At 69.4% G+C, this 24,565-nt stretch carries 1 protein-coding gene; it reads right to left on the reverse strand.

Features of this window, described 5'->3' with window-relative positions:
* Positions 1–24,426, reverse strand: coding sequence for a non-ribosomal peptide synthase/polyketide synthase (locus C8K36_RS17865; protein WP_258195477.1), 24,426 nt, complete (start codon positions 24,424–24,426; stop codon positions 1–3).
* Positions 24,427–24,565: the final 139 nt, after the last annotated feature.

The following is a 24,565-nucleotide window of genomic DNA, read 5'->3' on the forward strand; positions in this document are numbered from 1 at the left end:
TCAGCCCCGCCCCGCCAGATAGTCGGCGAGCGCGGGCCCGATCACCGCGAGCGACTCGCCCTCGACCATGTCGCTGTGGCCGCAGTCCACGGGATGCTCGTCGATGTCGCCGGTGACGAGCGGACGCCATTCCTGGGGTGACCGGCGGTCGCCGCCGTCCGCGCCGACCGCCGGGAACACCAGCAGGTCGCCGTCGAACACCTGCGGAACGTATCGATGGACCAGCAGTCTCGAGTTCGCGTAGCCGTCGCTGATCCGTTCGAGGTGAGCCGCGGTGATACCGTCGGCGGTTCCGAAGTGCGCGTTGAGCATTCGGGCGGCATCGTCGTACGTGATCGGGTCCGGGCCGTCCACCTCGAGCCCCAGTCCGCCGAGCAGGTCCACGAGGTCGAGGCGCCCGAGCAGCGGTTCGGCGCCGTCGTCGGGGTAGCTGTCCATCACCGCGAGTGCGCCGACCGGCCGCCCGCGCCGCTGCAACTCGACAGCCATCGCGTGCGCCAGCACACCGCCGAGCGACCAGCCGAGCAGATCGTACGGGCCGTCCGGGGCCACCGCCTCGATCTCGTCGACGTACCTGGCGGCCAGCGCCTCCACCGATGCGGACTGCGGCCCACCTGCGATGGCCGGCAGTTGCAGCCCGTACACGGGGCGCTCCGACGGCAGGAAACCGACGAGACCCGCATAACCCCAGGACAATCCGATTCCCGGGTGCACACAGAACAGCGGCCGGCCGTCACCGTCGGCCCTGAGCGCTATCACCGGCGCCAGCGCGGCACCGACGTCGTCCGGCGCCGACGTCTCGATGCGGTGCGCCAGACCCGCCGGGGTGGGGTCGAGGAACAGCGCCTGCAGCGGTACCGGTCCACCCACCCGGTCTCCCAGGTCCCCGACGAGTTTCGTCGCGAGCAGTGACGTCCCTCCGAGGTCGAAGAAACTGTCGTCCATACCGATCCGATCGACGCCGAGGATCGCCGTGAACGCGTCGACGACGGCACTCTCGACCGGGCCGTCCGGCTCCCGGTACACGGTCTCCGCGGACAGGAAGGCGGGCGGTGGGAGGGCGTCGCGGTCGAGTTTGCCTGTCGGCGTCAGTGGAATGTGGTCGAGGACCGTAACCGCCGACGGCACCATGTGTGCCGGTAGGTGCCGGGCCGAGGCGCGGCGCAACTCGTCCGGGTCGACACGCACGTCTGCGGTGGGGCACACGTACGAGCACAACAGCGTGTTTCCGGCCGGTCCCGACCTGGCCAGCGTGACCGCGAACCCGACCCCGGGCTGCGCCGCGAGGACGGTGTCGATCTCCCCCGGCTCGATCCGGAATCCGCGCACCTTGACCTGGAAGTCGCTGCGGCCCACGTACTCGAGCGTATCGTCGGCCCGCCACCGCACCAGATCGCCGGTGCGGTAGATCCGTTCCCCGGCGGCCCCGAACGGGTCCGCGACGAAGCGCGTGGCTGTCAGTCCGGAGCGCCGGTGGTAGCCGCGGGCGAGCGCGGGTCCGGCGACGTACAGTTCTCCGATCACCCCGCGGGGCACCGGATGCAGACGCGAGTCGAGCACGAGTTCGCGCACACCCCGGATCGGGCCGCCCAGCGTCACCGGACGATGCGGGCTCATCGGCGCGCTGATGTTCGCCATGATCGTGGTCTCGGTGGGTCCGTACGCGTTGAGCATGGTCCGCCCCGGCGCCCACCGGGTCACGAGTTCGGGCGGACACGGTTCGCCCGCGACGACGAGGGTCCGCAAATTCTCGAGTCCGACCGGATCCAGCGAGGCCAGCGTGGTCGGAGTGACGAAACCATGTGTCACTCGCCCGTTTTCGAGGAGCGCGGCGAACTCGGTGCCCCCGTATACGTCCGGTGGTACGACGACCATCGTCGCCCCCGCACTCAGCGCCATCACCGTCTCGAACACCGAGGCGTCGAAACTCGGTGAGGCGAAATGCAGGGTCCGCGCCGTCGGCGTCACGCCCAGCCTGTCCCGTTCCTCGGCTGCCAGGTTCGCCAGCCCCTGGTGGGTCAGCACCACGCCCTTCGGCGTGCCCGTCGAACCCGACGTGTAGATCAGGTACGCGGGATGGTCGGCACGCAGCGGGCGAATCCGGTCGGTGTCGGAGACCGGCGTGGCGGGCTCGGCCGCGACAGCCTCCGCGACCTCGGGATCATCGAGCACCAGCCAATCGAACGAACCCGGCACTCGCTCCCGGCACGATCGCACCGTGACACCCACTGCAGCACCGCAGTCGGCGAGCATCCGTGCGATGCGCTCCGCAGGGTACCCGGGGTCCACCGGCACGAAGGCCGCACCCGTCCTCGCCACCGCCCACACCGCGAGCACCGACGACACCGAACGTGACAGACCCAGCGCAACATATGTTTCCGGTCCGGCGCCCATCGCGATCAGGCGACGGGCCAATCGATTCGCCCCCTCGTCGAGTTGCCGATACGTGAGTTCCCGGCCGTCGCACTCCACAGCGACGGCACCTGGGGTTCGTGCGGCGGACGCCAGGAGATCGGCGAGGAGGACCGTGGGCGCGTCCATTGCACCTCGCGCGGGCGCCAACCCGGCCAGTTCGTGCGCGTGCAGGATCCCGAGGTCGCCGACGGGCCGATCCGGCTGAGCCGACGCAGCCTCGAGGATGCGCACGAAACGCTCGGCGAAGCCCTGCACGGTGTCACGGTCGAACAGGTCGGTCGCGAACGCGATGGCACCGGCGATTCCCGCGGGCGCCCCGGCACCGTCGACCCGCTCACCGAGCACGAACTCGAGATCCTCCTTGACCATCCCGGCACCGATCGACACACCCTCGAGACGCAGGCCGGAGAGCTCGAGCTGGGCGCTCTCGTCGTTCTGGAACTCCAACGCGACCTGGAACAACGGCGAGTAGGCAGTGGATCGGGCCGGGGCGAGTTCCTGTACGACACGCTCGAACGGCACGTCGGCATGCGCGAACGCACCGAGATCCACATCCCGGACCGACGCCAGGAGATCCGCAAACGATTGTCGTGCGTCAATCCGCGTGCGCAGCGCGAGGGTCCCGACGAACATTCCGACGAGATCGTCCAGTGCGCGCTCGCCACGCCCCGCGACGGGAGTGCCCACCACGATGTCGTCGGTGTCACCCAATCGGGCGAGCAGCACCGCCAGTGCGGCATGAATGGTCATGAACAGGCTGGTGCCGTGCTCACGCGCGAACGCGAGCAGCCGTCGGTGCAATCCGGAATCGAGTCCGAACTCGACGCGATCACCACGGAAGGACTGTTGGATCGGGCGAGGCCGATCGGCCGGCAGCCCCAGCAGATCGGGTGCGCCCGACAGAGTCTCGGCCCAGTACCCGAGCTGCCGGGACTGAACGGACCCCGGGTCGGCCTCGTCGCCCAGGAGCGCCCGCTGCCACAGCGTGTAGTCGGCGTACTGCACGGGCAGCGGATCCCAGTCCGGACGGCGCCCGACGGTGCGCGCGACATAGGCGCGCATCAGATCGCGCGACAGCGGCCCCAACGACAGTCCGTCGATCACGATGTGGTGCGCGACGAGGACCAGGACGTGCAGATCTCGACCCAACTCGAACAACGCTCCGTTGACTGGAACCTGCTCCGTCACATCGAATCCCGCAGAAATGATCGCGCGCGTCCGAACCGACAGATCGTCTTCGCCCGAGACCGCCACCGGGTCGAGGTCGATCGTGACCTCGCCGACCGGACGGACATCCTGGATCGGCCCGTCGGAGCCGATCGGAAAGCGTGTGCGCAACGACTCGTGCCGAGACAGGACGTCGCCGATCGCCGCGCTCAACGCCGAGGCGTCGAGCGCACCGGTCAGGCGCACCGCCATCGGCACGTTGTACGCGGGCGACGACGGGTCGAACTGGTTGATGAACCACATCCGCTGCTCTGCCGCCGACAGCGGAATTTCCGCGGGGCGCGACACGACTTCGAGCACGGGACGACCCGAGGGCCCGGTGTCCGAGTGTTCGATCCTCTCGGCGAGCGCGGCCGCCGTGGGTGCCTCGAACAGCACCCGCACACCGAGGTCGATGCCGAGTGATTCGTCGAGCCGCGCCACCGCCCGCGTCGCGGACAACGAGTTGCCACCCAGGTCGAAGAAGTTGTCGCCGGTCCCCACCCGGTCGACGCCGAGAACTTCTGCGAAGGCCTCCGTGATCGCCTCCTCCACCGGGTCGGTCGGCGCTTGGAACACCGTTGCAGTCAAGCCGAACTCAGGCTCCGGGAGTGCCCGCCGGTCGAGCTTGCCCACGGGGGTGAGCGGGATGTCGTCGAGCACGACGAAGGCTGTCGGCACCATGTACTCCGGAACTCGCTCGGCCAGCCGGTCCCTCAGGTCGTCGACATCTACACGGTGATCGTCGCGCGCGACGACGTAACTCACCAGCATGGTGTCCCCGGCCGGCCCGCGCCGACCGAGCGTGGCCGCGAAGCGCACATCCGGGTGCCCGGTGAGAACGGCATCGATCTCGCCCAGTTCTACTCGGAAGCCACGGACCTTGACCTGGAAGTCGCTGCGCCCGCGATACTCCAGCTTGCCGTCGGCTGTCCACGCACCGACGTCCCCGGTCCGGTACATCCGCTCACCCGGCGCACCGAACGGGTCTGCCACGAACCGGGCCGCGGTCAGTCCGGGTCGCCGGTGGTATCCCCGGGCCAGCCCCGGCCCGGCGATGTAGACGTCACCGGAGACCCCGACGGGGACCGGCCGCAGGAAGGAATCGAGAACGGTCTCGGCGACGCCCGGAATGGGCCCTCCGAGGGAATGCTCACCCGCCCGATCCGCGACGGACTCCTCGAGGTTGACCACCATCGTCGTCTCGGTCGGACCGTACGCGTTCAGGATTCGGCACTGCGGCAGCCAGCCGTCCACCAACTCCGGGGACCAGGCCTCGCCGCCGACCAGCACACACTCGAGGTCGTCGAGCCCGGACGGATCCACGGACGCGAGCGCAGCCGGGGTTATGAATGCGTGCGTCACTCTCCGTTTCCGCAGAACCGCAGTCAGTTCGGAGCCACCGTAGACGGTTCGGGGGACGATCACCATCGTCGCGCCGACCGCGAAGCACAGCAGATACTCGACCACCGAGACATCGAAACTGGGTGACGAGAAGTGCAGGGTCCGTGCGTCCGAGGTCAGCCCGCACCGGTCCCGCTGAACGTCGGCGTAGTTGCCGAGTCCACGGTGCGTGACGGTGACGGCCTTGGGGCGTCCCGTCGACCCGGACGTGTAGATCAGGTAGGCGGCACCGTCGAGTTGCAGGGGTGAGGTGCGGTCGGCGTCAGTGACGGTATCGGACGGCCACTTCTCGTACGAGAGAACGAAATCCGGGTCGTCGAGCACAAGCCAGTGCACTGTATCCGGCAGCCGGGGCCGGTGCTCCCGAGTCGTGACACCGATCGTCGCACCGGAATCGGCGAGCATGGTCGTGACCCGCTCCGGGGGATAGTCCGGGTCGATCGGCACGAACGCCGCCCCGGACCGCACCACCGCCCACACCCCGAGCACCGACTCGAACGACCTCGGAATCCCCAGCACCACCATCGATTCCGGTCCGATACCGAGGTCGACCAGGTGCCGGGCGAGCCGGTTGGAGCGACGGTCGAGTTCCCCGTAGGTCACCTCCCGCCCTGTGCCGACCAGCGCGGGGGCCTCGGGGTCCCGGGCCGCGGCGGTGTCGAGTATCGAGGCGAGGGTGCGTGGCGCGGAGCCGCGACCCGTACGCATCGGACCGAATTCGCGACGTTCCGAATCCGTGAGGAAGTCGAGTGTGGCGAGACGGCCTTCCGGCTCGTCGGCGAAGGAACGCAGAACCCGCAGCAAACGCTCGGCGATGGCGGCGACCTTCTTCTCCGCGAGCACATCGGGTCGGAATTTCATCGTCACGTTGAGCCCGTCGCGCACGGCCGCGACGACGCTCAGCGGATAGTGCGCAGAGTCGCGGGCCTCGATGCCGACGATCCGGAGACCACCGATTTCCGTGTCCACGCCGCCGTCGTCGCGGAGCGGGTACGACTCGAAGACCGTCAGCGTGTCGAACACCGCGCCGGGACCGGCGGACCGCTGGATGTCGTCGAGTCCGACGTGGTGGTGGTCGAGCATCGTCGACTGCTCGGCCTGCACCCGCTCGAGCAGCTCACCGAGACTCTCGTACGGATCCAGCCGAATCCGCACCGGAACAGTGTTGATGAACAGGCCGACGGCCGACTCGACGCCGGCGAGATCCGGTGGCCGGCCGGACACGGTCGCACCGAAGACGACATCGTCGCGACCGGTCAGCAGCCCGAGCACGATCCCCCACGCGGCCTGCACGACGGTGCTCAGCGTGATTCCCCGCTCCCCCGCACGAACGCGCAGCCGATCGGTCGTGGCGGCGTCGAGCCGGAAGGGAAGATCGTGGGACTCGATGTACCGATCGGTGGCTGCCGACCGGTCGGCCAGCAACGTGGGCTCGGCGGCACCGGCCACAGCGTCGGTCCACGCCTGCAAGGTCGACGCCTCGTCACGCGTGGTGAGCCAGTGAAGGAAGCGGCGGTACGAACTCGCCGTGGGGAACCCGGACGGATCGCCGTCCGCCTCGTAGAGCATGAACAACTCCTCGAGGAGCAGCGGCGTCGACCAGCCGTCGAACAGTATGTGATGGTTGGTGATCACGATGCGTTCGGCATCGCCGGGCATGTGCACCAGCGTGATTCGCACGAGCGGTGCACGGGATAGATCGAACGCGGTCGCGCGGTCGGCGTCGATCAGCGCGTTCATTCGAGCGACGGCATCCGTCTCCCCGTATCCACGGAGGTCGACTTCCTTCCACGGCACATCGACCGAATCCTGCACCACCTGTACCGCGTCACCGCCCGGACCACGGACGAAGGCCGTACGCAGATTCGAGTGCCGCCCGAGCAGCGCACGCGCGGCGCGCTGCAGCCGCGACACCTCCACGGAGCCGTCGAGCGTCAGGACCAACTGCACCAGGTAGGCGTCGGCGGCTTCGGCGGACAGTTCCGAGTGGAACATCATGCCGCGCTGCATCGGGGACAGCGGCCATACATCGGACAGTCCGGGGTACCGGTCTTCCAGGAGCTCGATCGCCCCCTGATCCAACGTGACCAGATCCAGATCGGACGGTGTGAACCCACCGGCGCCGGGCGCGCTCGCGTGCAGGGCGATCGCCTCGGCCGCGCGCTCCCACCACTGAGTCAACCGCTCCACCTCGCCGCGACTGAGGATCCCGCGTGGGAAGTCCCACGTCGCGGTGATCCGCGTGCCGTCCGGACCCGACACCGCCGCGGCGTTGACGTCGATCACCGCGGGCGCGGACAGTTCGGGAGCGGCCACTCCACGCAACTCGGAACTATCGACGGGAAGCCAGGTACCGCCCGCGCCGGCATCGAATCTGCCGAGATAGTTGAAGCTGATCTCGGGCATCGGACGGGCGGACAGGTCGGACCGCGTGTCGTCGTTCAGGTACCGGAGCAGACCGAAGCCGATGCCGTGGTCGGGAATCGAGCGCATTCGCTCCTTCACGGCCTTGACCACCGTGTCGGCGGCCACGCCGCCCGCCATCGCCGCATCGATGTCCATGCCGGACAGGTCGAACCGCACGGGATGGAGCGACGTGAACCAGCCGACCGTGCGGGACAGGTCGGCGCCGGGCACCACCTGGCCCTCGCGGCCGTGCCCCTCGAGCATGACCGCCACTGCGTCGACGTCGATGCCGCGTTCGTGTCGCCACTGCGCCACTGCGAGCGCCAGCGCGGTCAGCAGGCCGTCGTCGACCGAGCCGTGGAAGACACGCGGCACGGTTGTCGTGAGCCCGCCGGTGATCTCCGCCGACAGCTCGATCTCGATCCGCTCGGTGGTGGCGCCGACATCGACACTCGGATCCAGTTCCCGTGCTGCGAGACGCGGCCCGACGGGTTCGGTCATGGACCGCCACAGGTCGAGTTCACCGCCCCGGTTCTGCGCGGTCGTCACGAGTCCGTCCGCCCACGTCCGCATCGACGTGCCGACCGGAGCGAGCGCGGGGTCCTCACCCGCGGCGGACCGGGTGTACGCGGCTGCCAGATCCGGGATCAGGATCCGCCACGACACCCCGTCGATCGCGAGGTGATGTGCGACGACGAGCAGCCGAGCGCCGTCGGGCGCGGTGAACCATGCGATTTGGAACATGTTCCCGGAGAACGGATCCAGCCGATCCGCGGCCTCGTCGAGCGCTTCACGCGCTGCCCGGGTGAACGCGGATCCCAGCACCGTCGGGACCGGAATCTCCTGGATCACCGAGCGCCCGTCGACCGTTCCCGCAGGAGGCACCGTGACGCGCCAGCCCGTGCGCGAGCGGTCGTCGCGCCGCAACTGCGCGCGCAGCATGTCGTGGCGGTCGAGCAGGGCCTCCACTCCCGCTACCAGCGCGCCGGAATCGAGGTCGACCGGCACGTCCAGCAGAAGCGTCTGCGCGTACCGGCCGAAGTCGCCGGAGCGCTCCGCCAGCCAGTGGACGACGGGGGTGGTGGCGACGTCGCCCACACCGCCACCGGGCAGTTCCGGCAGCAGTTCGATGCCGCGCCGGTCGACCTGAGCGGCAACCTCGGCGAGCCGGGCGACGGTGCGGCACTCGAATACGTCGCGTGGGGTGATCGCCACCCCGGCAGTCTTCGCACGGGACACCAGCTGGATGGACATGATCGAGTCGCCACCGAGTCCGAAGAACGAGTCGTCGACGCCCACCGACTCGGCGCCGAGAACGTCGGCGAACAGGTCGGTGAGGACGCGCTCGACGTCGGTCGCGGGTGGGTGGGCCTCACTGCCGACCGGCCGCGGATCCGGCAGCGCCGCGCGGTCGATCTTGCCGTTCGGGGTCAGCGGGAACTCCTCGAGCACCGTCACCGCGGACGGCACCATGTACGACGGCAACCGTTGTGCGACAGCCTCGGTCACCGTCTCGGCCGTGACTGCCGTCCCCGGGTCCGGAACGACGTAACCGAGCAACCGGTGCGCGCCCGCCGACTCGGCGCGGGCCAGAACCACCGCCGACGCGACGCCCGGCATGGAGATCAGCGCGGACTCCACCTCTCCCGGCTCCACCCGGAAGCCGCGCACCTGCACCTGGAAGTCCGCACGTCCCACATACTCGAGGTTGCCCGCCGCGGTCCACCGGACCCGGTCACCCGAGCGGTACATCCGCTGCGACTGTGCAAACGGGTCCGCGACGAACCGTGACGCCGTGAGGTCCGGTCGGTGTAGGTAGCCCCGCGCCACCTGTGGTCCCGCCACGTACAGTTCGCCCACGACGCCTACGGGCGCCGGATGCAATCGATCGTCGAGAACGCGCACACCGATCCCGGGCAGCTCGACGCCGATCACCGACCCCGCAGTCCGGGCGGCGCCCACCTCGGCGGCACCGATGCGGTGCCACGTGACGTGCACGCACGTCTCGGTGATCCCGTACATGTTGATCAGCGCAGGACGATCCACTCCGTGGCGCTCCACCCAGTCGGCCAGTCGTGTCGCATCGAGTGCCTCACCGCCGAACACCACCCGCCGCAGGGCGAGACCACGGCCCGAGTCGGCTTCGGCGCGGGCGAGTTGATGGAAGGCCGAAGGAGTCTGACTGAGCAGCGTCACCGATTCTGCTGCCAACAGGTCGAGTAGATCGTCCGGCGCTCGCGCGGTGTACCGATCCACGACGACGACGCAGCCCCCGAACCCCAGGGCACCCCACAGCTCCCACACCGCGAAGTCGAACGCATACGAGTGGAACATCGTCCACACGTCGGTCGAATCGAAACCGAGGACGTCACGCGCCCCGGACAGCAGCGTCACGACGTTGCGATGGGTGACGACGACGCCCTTGGGTCGCCCGGTCGACCCGGAGGTGTAGATGATGTAGGCCGGCGAGTCGGGGTGCAGCCGGCGGGTGCGCTCGTGGTCGGCGACGGGTCCCGACGGCCGCCCGTCGATCCGGTGCCGCACGTCCTCGGCATCGAGGCAGATCATCTCGATGTCCTCCGGCAGAGGAGTGTCCACGAGACGGGCAACCGACCCGGCATCGGTGAGCATCGCTACCGCTCCCGCGTCCCGGACGACGAAACCGATGCGCTCGGGCGGGTAGTCCGGGTCCACCGGAAGGTACGCCGCACCCGCTCGCACGATGCCCACGAGGGTCGCGACCAGGTCCACCGACCGGTCCATCGCCACCGCGATCACCGATTCGGGCCCGAGACCCTGCTCGATCAGCCAGCGCGCCAGCTGATTCGAACGCGCATCGAGTTCGCGATAGGTGACCCGGCGATCGCCGCCGACAACCGCCACCGAGTCCGGTGCCGCGGCGGCCGCCGTGGCGAACAGATCTGCCAGGCTGCCCGCGGCCGCCTCGGGCCGAGTAACCGGCGCCCGGACCTCGGTCAGTTCCATGTCACCGACCGCGCTGACGGGGTCCGCCGAGATCGCCTCGAGCAGACGGGACAGCATGTCGCCCAACCGGCTCACCGTGGATTCGTCGAACACGTCGGTCGCGTAGACGATCTCGCCGACCAGCCCGCTCGGCGCACCGCCCTCGTCGTGTCGCTCGCCGATCCCGAACTGCAGGTCGAACTTGGCCTCGCCGGTGTCGACGGCGACGGACTCGACCGTCAGCTCCGGCAGCTCCAGACGGGGTGCCTCGACGTTCCGGAATTCGAGCAGCACCTGGAACAGCGGGGCGTAGGACGTGCTCCGCGCGGCGCCGGACCGCACGACGAGGCGCTCGAAAGGCAGGTCCGCGTGCGCGAACGCCTCGACGTCGACGTCCCGCACCCGCGCGAGGACCGTCGTGAACGAGGCAGCCGGATCAACCTCGGTACGCAACGCCAGCGTGTTCACGAACATGCCGACGACGTCGTCCAGTTCGGCCTCACCACGTCCGGCCACGGGCGTGCCGATCACCACGTCCCGGTCCTGCCCGATCCGCGCGAGCAGCACCGCCAGTGCGGCGTGTACCACCATGAAGATCGTCGAATCATGCTGCTCGGCAATATCGGACAGTGCCCGATGCACATCCTTTCCCACCGACAGGGAAACGCGCCCACCTCGTGTCGATCGGCGCGCATCCCGCGGACGATCCAAGGGCAGTGTCGTGACCGGTGGCGCACCGGCGAGCCGGTCGAGCCAGTACTCCTCCTCGCGGGCGAGCACCGACGACGGGTCGTCGGGATCGCCGAGAACGCGCCTCTGCCAGAGCGCGTAGTCCGCATACTGGACGGGCAACGGATCCCAGTCGGGTGGTCGGCCCGCGACCCGCGCCGCATACGCGGCCGCGACATCCCGGGCGAGCGGTCCGACCGAGAAGCCGTCCGCGACGATGTGATGCAGCACGAGGACCAGCACATGCACGCGCGATTCGAGCCGAAGGATGCGGGCCCGGACCGGAACAGTTTGCGCCACATCGAATCCCGACCCGATCAGCTCCCGAATCCTGGCATCGATGTCGTCGCGGCGCACCGTTTCGGGCTCGAGTTCTCCCACGACGTCCGCGGCCGCGACGGTTACCTGCGACGGACCCGACGGGAAGGACGGGAACACCGTCCGCAACGACTCCTGCCGTTCCACGACGTCGGTCAGCGCGGCACGCAGCGCCTGCATGTCGAGCGTCCCGGTCAGCCGCAACACCATCGGCACGTTGTAGGCGGCCGACGTGGGATCGAACTGATCGATGAACCACATCCGTTCCTGCGCCCACGACAGTGGTGGGCGCTCCGACCGGACCGTGGCACGCAACTTGGCCGGGGTCTCGACATGAACGCGCTCCGACGCCCGCGCGGCGAGCCGCCCGGCGGTCCCGCACTCGAAGAGGTCCCGCACGTCCAGCCCGGAACCGAGCGACCGGTTGATCCGGGCGACTACCCGGGTCGCGCCGAGCGAGTTGCCGCCGAGTCCGAAGAAGTTGTCGTCCAGGCCGACCCGCTCGGCACCGGTGATGTCTGCGAACACGGCCGTCACCTGCTCCTCCGCAGGAGTGCTGGGTGGACGGTAGGGCGCTGTCGGCCGGACGAAATCGGGTTCGGGCAGCGCATCGCGGTCGAGCTTGCCGACCGGGGTGATCGGGAGTTCGTCCAGGACCACGTACGTGTTCGGCAGCATGTGCCGCGGCAACCGGTGGGCCGCGAACTCCGCCAGTTCTGCGACGTCGACACCACCGTCGGTCGCGGGCACGACGTACGAGGCGAGCAGTGGATCTCCGGCCCCGCGCCGACGCGCCACCGCGACCGTGTGGGCCACCGCCGGGTGCGCCACCAGAACTGCCTCGATCTCGCCGAGCTCGACCCTGAGACCACGCACCTTGACCTGAAAGTCGCTGCGTCCCAGATAGTCGAGCGCCCCGTCGGCCCGGCGGCGCACGATGTCACCGGTCCGGTACATGCGGTCACCGGCGGTCCCGGCAGCGCAGGCCACGAACCGGCCGGCGGTCAGCCCCGGTCGACGGTGATAGCCGCGGGCGATACCGGCACCGACGACATAGAGTTCGCCGGGCACACCGGTCGGGACCGGACGCAGATACGCGTCGAGCACCAGGACGCCCGTTCCGCGGATCGGCGTCCCGATCGGAATGTCGGCCCCGGGAACCAGAGGCGTGCTGAACGTCGTGACGACAGTCGACTCCGCCGGCCCGTAACCGTCGATCATCGTGCGCCCTGGGGCCCAGCCTGCGACGAGCTCCGATCCGACGGCGTCGCCTCCGATCACGACGACGGCCAGGTCGTCGAATCGGTCGGGTTCGACCGTGGCGAGGGCCGCAGGGGTGATGCAGACGTGCGTGATCCGCTCCGCGGCGAGCAACTCGGCAAGCGCGGACCCGCCGTACACGTCGGGCGGTGCCACCACGAGCGCAGCGCCGACCGCACCTGCCTGCAGAAGTTCGAGCACCGCGAAGTCGAAGCTCGGGGAGCAGACGTGCAGGCACCGAGCCGAACGCGGGATCGGGTAGCGAGAACGCATTTCGTCGACCAGACTCGACAGGCCGCGATGAGTGACGGCGACGCCCTTGGGCCGTCCGGTCGAACCCGACGTGTAGATCAGGTAGGCGACGTCGTCGACGTGGACAGGCCTGGTCCGGTCCCGATCGGTGACGACGGCCGCCGATTCGCGGGCACCCACGGCTGCGGGATCGTCGAGCACCGACCAGCGGACCGTATCCGGGAGTTGGGCACGGTCCGCCGCCGACGTCACACCCACTGCCACGGCAGCGTCCCCGAGCATGTTGTCGATGCGCTCGCGCGGGTAGGCGGGGTCGACCGGGAGGAACGCCGCTCCCGACTTCGCGATGGCCCACACCGCCTGCACCGATACAGCCGAACGCGCCAGCGCGCACGCGACAACGGCTCCGGGCCCGGCGCCCGCTCGGATCAACGACCGCGCAAGACGATTCGATCGCTCATCGAGATCTCGGTACGTCAGGGATACATCGCCGAAGACGACCGCGAGACCGTCCGGGTTCGCGGCCGCGCCGGCCGCGAGGATCTGCGAGAGCAGCACCGGCGACGACGGAGGGCCACCGCTCGGGAGCAACGCCTTCCGCTCGGCCGCTGTCGACAGGTCGATACGGGCAATCGTCCGCGTGTGCCGGTGGATCACCTGGTCGAGCGCCGATCGAACACGACGGCGCAACAATTCGGCACCCGCCTGGTCGAATGCGCCGGACCGGTACTTCAGTGTCACGTGCAGCCGGTCGGTGAGCGCGGCTCTCAGGGTCAAGGGGTAGTGCGTGGCGTCGATCCCGCGTACCGCGGTGACACTCAAACCTGCGATGTCGGCGCCACGTTCGAGCGCGGAGCGATCGACTGGATACGACTCGAACACGGTGAGGGTGTCGAACACGGCCCCCGGCCCGGCCGCTTGCTGTACATCCGCGAGACCGGCGTCGTGATGCTCCATCAGCGCCACCTGCTCGCGCTGCACACGACGAAGCAACTCCCCCACTGTTTCACGTGGATCCAACCGCACTCGCACCGGAACGGTGTTGATGAACAGACCGATCATCGACTCGATTCCGGGCACGTCCGGATGCCGACCCGATACGGTCGCCCCGAAGACGACGTCCGTTCGCCCGGTGAGGACTCCGAGCACCAGTGCCCACGCGACCTGGAAGACGGTGTTGGGGGTGACGGCGTGGTCACGCGCGACCCGCGTCAGCGCAGCCGTGTCGGATTCGCTCAGTATCAATTCGACGTCGTGTGACTCGCCGGCGGTGTCCACCGCGTCCGGCGCGGCAAGCAGCGTCGGGTCCGCTGCCCCGGCAAGGGCGCGACGCCATGCCGCGACCGACGCGTCACGGTCGCGCGCCGAGAGCCAGGCGAGGTAGTCCCGGTAGTCACCGACCGGAGCCAGCGCGGTCGCGTCGGCCTCCGCCGCGTACTGCATCAGCAACCGTTGCAGCAGGAGCGGTGTCGACCAACCGTCGAGCAGAATGTGGTGGTGCGTCAGCAGGAGCCGGTACGACCCGTGCCCGACGCGCACCAACGTGAACCGCAACAGCGGCGGCCGATCCATCGCGAAGGGTGTCGCGCGGTCCTCGGCCAGCAGTACCTGCCACCGATGCTCGATGTCGGCGGGCGCGTCGCCCGACAGATCGACCTCGCGCCAGGGCACCGAGACGTCGGATTCGATCACCTGGAATGTCTCGCCATCGACGTCGTCGACGAAACAGGCTCGCAGGTTGGGGTACCGATCGAGCAGGGCGCGGGCCGCCTCCTGCAGGCGTTCTCGCGCCGGCTCGCCACGCAACTCGATCACGAGTTGGATCAGGTACGCATCCAGCGCGTCCTCCACCAGCTGCGCGTGGAACAACAGCCCCGCCTGAAGCGGCGTCACCGGCCACACGTCGGCCACACGGTGCCGCGTCGCCTCCAACGTATCGATGCCGTTCTGATCGAGGTGGACGAGATCCAGATCCGACGGCGTCAGGCCACCCGCCCCGGGCGTGCGGGCGTACACGGCGAGTCCGTGCAACGCCTCCAGCCACAGCTCGGCGAGCTGTTGGACCTCGGCACGGTCGAGCACCCCCGTCGGATACGTCCACGACGCCTGCAGCACCGCGCCGCCGGATCCACCGCGCACGCCCGCGGCGATGTCGAGGGCCGCGGACACCGGCATGTCGGGGTCCTGGGTGAGGCCGAGCCCGCCGGCCTCGACCGGCATCCACGGTCCGGGCCCGGAAGCGGGACCGTCCGTGACGGTGAGCCGGCCCAGGTAGTTCAGGATGATCTGCGGCGACGTCCGCAGCCGGCGCCCCTCGTCGCCGTCGAGTTCGGTGAGCAACCCGTATCCGATGCCGTGGTCGGGTGCCGCCCGCAGGTGTTCCTTGACGAGCTTGACAGTGGTCCCCGCGGCGGGCCCGCCGCGCAAGGCGTCGTCGAGATCGATCCGCGCAAGACTCGGCCGCACCGGACGAATCGTGGTGAACCAGCCCACCGTCCGGCTCAGGTCGGCGCCGCGCACGGCGCCCTCCTCACGGCCGTGCCCCTCGATTCCGAGCAACACAGTGCCGGCGCCGCGGCCGCGCATCGCGTTCCACCGCGCGCTCGCCATGACGAGCGCGGCGAGCAGCACGTCCTGGGGGGAGCCGTGAATCGCGGCGGGCAGGGCTGTGAGCAGTGCCGTGGTGTCGGAGGCCGGAGCATCGACCCGCATAGTGTCAGTCGTCGCATGCACGTCCCGATCCGGGTCGAGCGCGCGTCGACCGATCGGTGGACCGGTTTCGGCGACGACGTCTTCCCATAGAGGAAGTTCGTCGGTCCGGTGAGGCACGGCGTCGCGGAGCGCGTACGCCCACCTGCGCATAGACGTGCCGACCGGTTCGAGTTCCGGGCTGCGCCCGTCGACCGACTGAACCCACGCCGCGGCGAGGTCAGGCACGATCACCCGCCACGACACACCGTCGACCACGGTGTGGTGGATCACGACGAGCAGGCGTCCGGCGCCGCCCGGCCCGTCGAACCAGACCAGCCGGACCATGCCGCCCACCGCGGGATCCAGTCGGTCGGCCGCCGCCTCCGCCTCGGCTGCCGCGAGACGTTCGAACTCGTCGTCGAAGGCGCGCACCGCGTGGCGGGTGACGACGTCGCCGGCATCGACGGCACCGACAGGGAGAACATCGGTCCGCCAACCGGACTCACCGTGTGCGAGCCGGGCGCGGAGCATGTCGTGGCGGTCCAGCACCGCCTGCACCGCCGCCACCAGATCCCGCTCCCGAACCCCGCTCGGGAGATTCAGCAGCACCGATTGCGCGAAGCGGTCGATCCGGCGACCTGCGCGCCGCACCAGCCACGCCAGGATAGGCGTGAGCGGCACGTCCCCCACTCCTCCGCCATCCAGCTCCGGAAGAGTCTCGGCCGCATCCTCGTTCGCGATCGCACTCGTCGCCAGCGCCGCGACGGTCCGACGGTCGAACACGTCCCGGGGCGTCACGGACAGCCCGGCCGCCTTCGCGCGGGCCACCAATTGAATCGACATGATGCTGTCGCCACCGAGATCGAAGAACGAGTCCTCGACACCGACCGTCTCCAACCCCAGCACATCCGCGAACACGCGCGCGAGTGTCTGCTCCGCTGCCGTGACGGGTGCACGGGTGGTCGACGCCTCGACCCCGACCGCTGGTTCCGGCAGCGCTGCCCGGTCGAGCTTGCCGTGCACGGTCATCGGGATCCGGGGCAGCACCGTGATGTGGCGCGGCACCATGTACGACGGCAATCGAGCGGCCACAGCCTCGTGCAGACCCGCGGTGTCGATGTCGGCGCCCGCGGCCGGGACCACGTATGCGACCAATCGATCACCGAGACGATTCACGCTGCGGACGTCGGCGACGGCGTGCCCGACGTCCGGGTGCTGAGTCAGCGCCGCCTCGATCTCGCCGAGTTCGATCCGGTGTCCGTGCAACTTGATCTGCCGGTCGCCACGACCGAAGTACTCGAGCGTGCCGATGTCGGTCCACCGCACCCGGTCCCCGGTGCGGTACAGGCGCCCACCGGGATCCCCGCTCGGATCGGCCACGAACCGGGCGGCCGTCAGCGCGGGCCGGCGATGGTAGCCGCGAGCCAGCCCGGGCCCCGCCAGATACAGTTCGCCGGGTGTGCCCACCGGGACGGGCCGCAGTCGATCGTCGAGGACCAGCGCGTGGAAACCCCGGATGGGTCCCCCGATCGTCACCGCGCGCCCCGGTTCCAGTCCGGCACTGGCCGTCCCGATCACGGTGGTCTCGGTGGGTCCGTAGGCATTGAGCATCTCGCGCCCGCGTGCCCAGCGGGCAACGACGTCGGTGGGCAGTGCTTCGCCGGCGGCGAGCACACACGTCAGGCCGCTGAGATCGGCCGACGCGTCGTCGGCCTCCGCCGCCGTCGGCGTCATCGCCAGTGCGGTCGGCGTCATGATGCAGTGCGTCACCCGCTCGGATGCCAGCAGGTGACGCAGCGCCTCACCGCCGTACACGGTGGGTGGCGCGATCACCATCGTCGCGCCGACGCCGACCGCGAGCAGAAGTTCGAGAACCGACACGTCGAAGCTGGGCGAGGTGAGCTGGAGGATCCGGGAGCCGGGTGTAGTGCGACACCGCTCGTGTAGGTCTGCAGCGAAATTCGCGAGTCCCCGGTGAGTGACGGCGACGCCCTTCGGGATGCCGGTGGATCCCGACGTGTAGATGAGGTAGGCGACATCGTCCGGGTGAAGCGGCGCAGTTCGCTCGCCGTCACGTATAGGTCGCGCAGGAACGGGCGCAGTGGCGCGCTTCTCGTCGATGATCAGCCAGGGGACGGTGTCGGCGAACGAGTCCCGCAGCTCCGCGGTGGTGAGCCCGAGCACCGCTCCGGAGTCGCGCAGCATCAGCTCGATCCGCTCCGGTGGATGCGCCGGATCCACCGGAAGGAAGGCGGCGCCGGACTTCGCGATCGCCCACACACCGATGAGGTAGCCGGGGCATCGGGGCGTCCCCAGCGCCACCACGGCCCCGGGGCCGATCCCCTCGTCGATCAATGTGCGGGCCACTTCGTCGGACACCCGGTCGAGTTCGCCGTACGTGATGTCGGCGCCCTCGAACCGGAGCGCGGAGCGCTTCGGATCCGCATCCGCGGCGACCGACAGCAGATCCGCGAGCGTCCGCGGCGCGATCCCCCGCTCGCCCCGAACCGGGACCAGCGCAGCATGTTCGACTGGATCCAGAAGGTCGATGTCCCCGACGATGGCCTCGGCAGAGGTCGCCACGGCCGACAGTATCCGCACCAACCGGTCGGCGAACCCTCGGACGGTCCCGGCATCGAACACGTCGGTCGCGAAGACGATCCCGGCCGCCATGCCCGCGGCGTCGCCGTCGGCGTCGAACTCCTCCGCCACGCTCACCTGGAGATCGAAATTGGCCTCCTCGTCGCCACGCTCCAACGTACGTACCCGCAGCCCGGGCAGTTCCACCTCCGGGCGCGCGATCGTCCGGAACTCGAGCAGCACCTGGAACAGCGGGGAGTACGTGGTGGACCGCGGTGGATCCACCGCCTCGACCACCCGCTCGAAGGGGACGTCGGCGTGCATGAACGCACCCAGGTCGGTCTCCCGAACCTGGTGCAACAGTTCCGCGAACGAACGGCTGCCGCCGACGGTGCAGCGCAGGACGAGGGTGTTGACGAACATGCCGACCATGTCGTCCAGTGCCGCCGCGCCGCGGCCCGCGATCGGTGTGCCGACGGCGATGTCGTCGGTCCCACCGAGCCGTGCCAGCAGGACTGCCAGAGCCGCGTGCACCACCATGAACACACTCGAATCATGCCGGCGCGCAAGCTCGACGATCCGTCCGTGCAGATCGGCCGGGAGCTCGAACTCGACGCGATCGCCCTCCTGGGTCCGCACGTCGGGTCGGGACCGGTCACACGGCAGGTCCAGCACGGCGGGCAGGTCCGCCAGGGTCGTCGTCCAGTAGTCGAGTTGGCGGGCGAGCAGCGAGTCCGGGTCGTCGACATCCCCCAACCAGTCCGACTGCCACAGAGCATAATCCGCGTACTGCGCGGCAGGAGGCGTCCACGATGGCGCACCCGAAGCCGTCCGGGCCGCGTAGGCCGTCACGAGGTCACGCGCAAGCACCCCGAGGGAGAACCCGTCCGCCAGGATGTGATGCAGGACCACTGTGAGCACGTTCTCGGTTTCACCGATCCGAAACAAACTGGCGCGCAGAGGCACCCGTACCGAGACGTCGAATCCCCGCGACATGACCGCCCGCATCCGCCGCTGCAAGTCGCCCTCGCCGTCGACGTCCTCGCCGTCGATCAGGAGATCCATCCGGTCGACGGACAGCACCTCCTGGCGGGGGCCGGAGTCGTCGAGCGGGTAGATCGTGCGCAGCGACTCGTGCCGCGCGACCACATCGCCGATCGCCCCGACAAGCGCGTCCCGATCCAGCACTCCCGACAGGTGCAGTGAGAGCGAGATGTTGTACGACGGTGAGTCCGTGTCGAACTGATTGATGAACCAGATCCGCTGTTGGGCGGGCGAGAGCGGAATCCGCGGCGGCCGGGGCCGCGCGAGGAGGGGTGGCCGGGCCCGCGGGCCCACCGCGTCCGTCCCGGAGGCTCGGCGGGCCAGCCCCGCGACGGTGGGCGCGTCGAACACGTCCCGGATACCGAGATCGGCACCCGTCGCATCGCCGACGCGGGCCGCCAGCTGGGCGGCCACCAACGAGTTTCCGCCGAGCGCGAAGAAGTCGTCGTCGATACCGATCCGATCGAGCCCGAGCAGCGTGCGGACCACCGCTGCCACGGCCTCCTCGACAGGATCACGCGGAGCGACGAGCACGCGCTCGGCGTCCTCGGGGGCGGGCAGCCCCGCGTGGTCGAGCTTGCCGTGCGCCGTGATCGGCAGCCGATCCAGGACCGTGACCACCGACGGCACCATGTATCCCGGCAGCGTGCGCGCCGCGGCATCTCGCACGCTGCCGGGATCGAGCGGCACCCCGTCCGACGGCACCACGTAGCCGAGAATCCGAACTCCGGACGGAGCGTCGTCGGCGATCGCAACGGCAGAGCCGACCCCTGGAACCGCGGCGAGGACCGACTCCACCTCGCCCAGTTCCACGCGGTAACCGCGGACCTGCACCTGTGCGTCGGCGCGCCCCGCGAATCGCAGGGTGCCGTCGGCCGTCCAGGCGCCCCGGTCTCCCGTCCGATACATCCGGGTGCCGGCACCGAACGGATCCGCTACGAACCGGCTCGCGGTCAACCCGCGCCGGTCGAGGTAGCCGCGCGCCAATTGCGCACCGGCCACGTACAGTTCGCCGACGACACCGGGTGGCAGGGGGTGCAGCCGCCCGTCGAGTACCCGCACCACCATGCCCGGGAGCGGGTGCCCGATCGCACCCGGGATCCCGCGTGAGGCCGACTCTGCACTGAGCAGACTGTGGGTGACGTGCACACACGTCTCGGTGATCCCGTACATGTTCGACAGCAGTGGGCGGGCGTCGCCCCAGCGTTCGAACCAAGCCGACAATTGCCCTGGGTCCAGCGCCTCACCACCGAAGATCACGTGCCGCAACCGCAGTGCGCGTTCTCCGTCGCCCGACGCCGAATCCACGTCGATCAGCTGACGGAACGCGCCCGGGGTCTGGCTCAGAATCGTCACGCCTTCGTCGCGCAACAATGTGAGGAAGTCCCGGGGCGATCGAGCCGTGTCGCGGTCGACCACCACGACGGTCGCGCCGTGCAGCAGCGCACCCCACTGTTCCCACACCGCGAAATCGAATGCGTACGAATGGAACATCGTCCACACGTCGGTCGCGTCGAACATGAAGAGCGGCTGTGTGCGCTCGAACAACGTGACCACGCTGCGGTGCGGGATGGCAACCCCTTTGGGCCGGCCGGTCGAGCCGGACGTGTAGATGACGTACGCGGTCGCGTCGGGTCGCAGCGGCGCTGTGCGGTCGGCGTCGACGACCGGGTCCGTCGACATCTCGGCCACCGCGGCCCGGACCGGATCGGTGTCGATACTCACGAGCGGGACGTCGACCGGCACCGACGACAAGCGGCGGGCACCAGCGGAATCGACGAGTACGCACGCCGGGCGGGCATCGGAGAGCAGGAAGGCGATGCGCTCGTCGGGGTAGTCGACGTCCACCGGCACGTATGCGGCTCCCGCGCCGACCACCGCGGCGAGGACGACCGGCAGGTCCACCGACCGCGTCATCGCGACAGCTACCCGCGACTCCGGTCCGATCCCACGCCCGATCAGCCAGCGGGACAGCCGGTTCGTACGTTCGGACAGCGCTCGGTACGTCAGCCTCGACCCGTCCGCGACGACGGCAACCGCGGCCGGATTCGCCGCGGCTGCCCGCCTCAGCAGATCAGGCAGCGTCGCAGCCACGCCGCGTACTTCCGGCGCGAACGCGGACAGCGCGCGTTCGGTGTCGTCGGCGATCTCGAAGTCACCGACGACGGTATCGCCGTCCGCGGCGATCGTCGCGAGGATGCGGTGCAGTCGCTCGGCGAAGCCGTCGATCGTCGCACGATCGAACAGATCGCATGCGAAGTGCATTGCAGCCGAGAGACCGTGCGGCTGCCCCTCCTCGTCGACCTGTTCTCGCACGCTCAGCTGCAGTTCGAACTTCGCGACCCCGGTGTCGATCTCCCGCACGTCGGCGGCAACGCCCGGCAGCTCCACCGAAGTGATCTCGGCAGTCTGCAGCTCGAGCATCACCTGGACGAGCGGTGCCTGCGCGGGCGAGCGGTCGGTCGCGAGTTCCTCGACGAGCCGCTCGAACGGCAGTTCCGCGTTCGCGAGCGCACCCAGATCGGTGTCGCGGATACCCGCCAGCGTCTCGACGAACGTCGACGCGGGATCGACGTCGCTGCGCAGCACCAGAGTATTGACGAACATGCCCACCGAGTCGTCGAGTTCGGCGGCCGCCCGTCCGGCCACCGGGGTGCCGATCGCGACGTCACGGCCGGCCCCGAGCCGCGACAGCAGCACAGCGAACGCAGCGTGGAGCACCATGAACAGTGTGCAGTCGCACTCGCGGCCCAGATCGACCAGCCGCCGGTGCGTGTCCGGGTCGATGTCGAAGGTGACTGTTTCCCCGCGCGTCGTCGCCGTCGCGGAGCGTGGACGGTCGTGCGGCAGCGCGATGGCAGGAGGCAGGTCCGCCAACTCGGCCGTCCAGAACTGCAGCTGACGGGCAGCGACCGAGTTGTGATCGCGTTCGTCCCCGAGCATCTCGCGTTGCCACAGAGCATAATCGGCGTACTGGACCGGTAGTGGGGTCCAGGCGGGCAGACCGGCGGCTCGTCGGGCGTCGTACGCAACCATCACGTCGCGCGACAGTGGTAGCACCGACTGTCCGTCGGCCGCGATGTGATGCAGAACCACCGCCAGGACGTGTTCGTCCGAGCCGATCCGGAACAGGCGCACACGCAGTGGAAGCTGCTCACGGACATCGAATCCCACGATGGCGCCGGCCCGGACCTCGTTCCACACCTCGTCCCGCACCGCCGCGATCGGCGTCACGTCCGGCACCGCCGACTCGGTCGGCACGACCACCTGACGGGGGCCTTCGACGTCCACCGGGAACACCGTGCGCAGCGCCTCGTGACGTTCGACGACATCGGCGATCGCGGTGCGCAGCGCCCGGATGTCGAGCTGTCCGGTCAGCGTCACCGCGAATGCGATGTTGTACACCGGCGAATCGATGTCGAGTTGGTTGACGAACCACATCCGCCGCTGCGCCGGGGAGAGCGGGAGTCGCTCCGGTCGGTCCCCGCGGCGGGGTGGCAGGATCGGCGCCGGACCGGCCGGCGCTCCGCCCGTCCCGATCAAGGCGCCGACGTGCCCCGCAAGGCGGCGCGCGGTGGGCGCCTCGAACAGATCCCGCACCGTCAGCGTCACACCGAGAGCCGTGTTCAGCCGGGCCACCACCTTCGTGGCCACCAGCGAGTCACCCCCGAGATCGAAGAAGCTGTCCTCGGGCAGAACCGGCCGGGTAGTGCACAGGACCTCGGTGAACACGTCGGCGATCACCTGCTCGGTGGCGCCGTCCACATCGGGAGCGTTCGACTCGGGCACCGCGGCAGGCGCCGGCGAGGCCGGCGCCGCGGATGCGTCCGCCACCGGAGACGGTGCGGCGTCCACGTGCAACTCGGCGAGCGGCGACTGCGCATCCGCGGCGACGAACTGTTCGAGCAACTCCAGGAAGCGTCGGTGGTGGGAGGCCTCGATCTCCTCCGTGTACCGGTGTGGGTTCGCCCGGAAGTCGACGAAAGTTCTTACCGGCGTGCCGGATTGATAGACGTTGACCAGCAGGTCATCCACCGGCCCGGAGGTGATGATGTGGAACTCGGTTGCGAGTGAACCCATCACGATCTCGGGGTGGAAGAACATCACGTTGACGATCGGCGCCGAGAGGTCGACGCCGAGGTCACGCTGGATGTCGGCGCGACTGCAACGCTGATGTCGCAGTGCTGCAACCAGTTCGACCTGCACACGACCGACGAGCTGACCGACCGTATCGTCGTCGCGGATCTCGACTCCGATCGGCACCAGGTTGACGGTCATTCCGCCCGACCGCCGCAGCACAGCGGTGGTTCGTGCCGAGACCGGGATGTCGACGACCACGTCGCGGCGACCCGTCGTCCGGCTCAGGAACCAGGCGAAGGCCGCGATGATCCGCGCCGCGGCCGAGGCGCCGGGCCCTTGCGCCTCCTTCGTCCGTTCGAGTCGACGCATCGTCGAATCGGACAACATCGCAGTTGCGAGCCGACTTTCGGCCACCGCGGGCGCGCCCGCACCGACGAGCGTCACACCGCGAACCCCGCCGAGCCGGTGTGTCCAGTACGCACGGTCCGTGCGGTGACGGTCCGACGCCCGATAGCGTTCGTCGATGTCGTGGAGGGATCTCAGATCGGCGGCCGCGGGCGGATCGGCCTCACGCCCCTCCACCATCGCCGTATAGAGATGGGCGATGCGGTAGAGCATGGTCGCGGCACCGTACCCGTCGAGCGCGATGTGATGACTTCGGCTGTACCACAAGAAATGTCGATCACCGATCTGCAGGATCGAGGTCTGGACGAGCCGGTCGACGGAGAGGTCGATCGGTGTCGCCGCCTCGCGTTGCATCCACGCGTGCGCTGCCGCTTCCGGGTCGGCATCGACACGGAGGTCCACCAGCTCGATCGACGTGTCCCGATCCTGGTCGACATATTGCATCGGTTCGCCGTCGACGGTGACGACACGAAGGAACGGTGATTCGAACTCGTGGGCCGCGCGGACGTTCGCCGCACGCAGCACGTCGATGTCGAGGGGGCCGTCGATCTCCACGTACTGCGCGATGAAGAGCGGGACGTCGGGCACCAACTGCTGAGCGAACCACAGCGCGCGTTGGGCCTCCGACAGCGGGAACCGGCGCGGGTGCGGATCGGCATCGGCACCGGCCATGTGAGATTCGGGAGGTTCGGCAGAATCCACGTATCGCCCCCAAAGAGGTTCGCTTCGCCACGGTGGCTCGCGCCACCGTCGTCGGACGAAAACTCCCTCGGGCGGAAGCCGTCCTACGACGGGCAGCGCCTTACGTGCA

Origin of the sequence: Rhodococcus sp. OK519, from assembly GCF_003051005.1 — a bacterium.
Lineage (GTDB): Bacteria > Actinomycetota > Actinomycetes > Mycobacteriales > Mycobacteriaceae > Prescottella.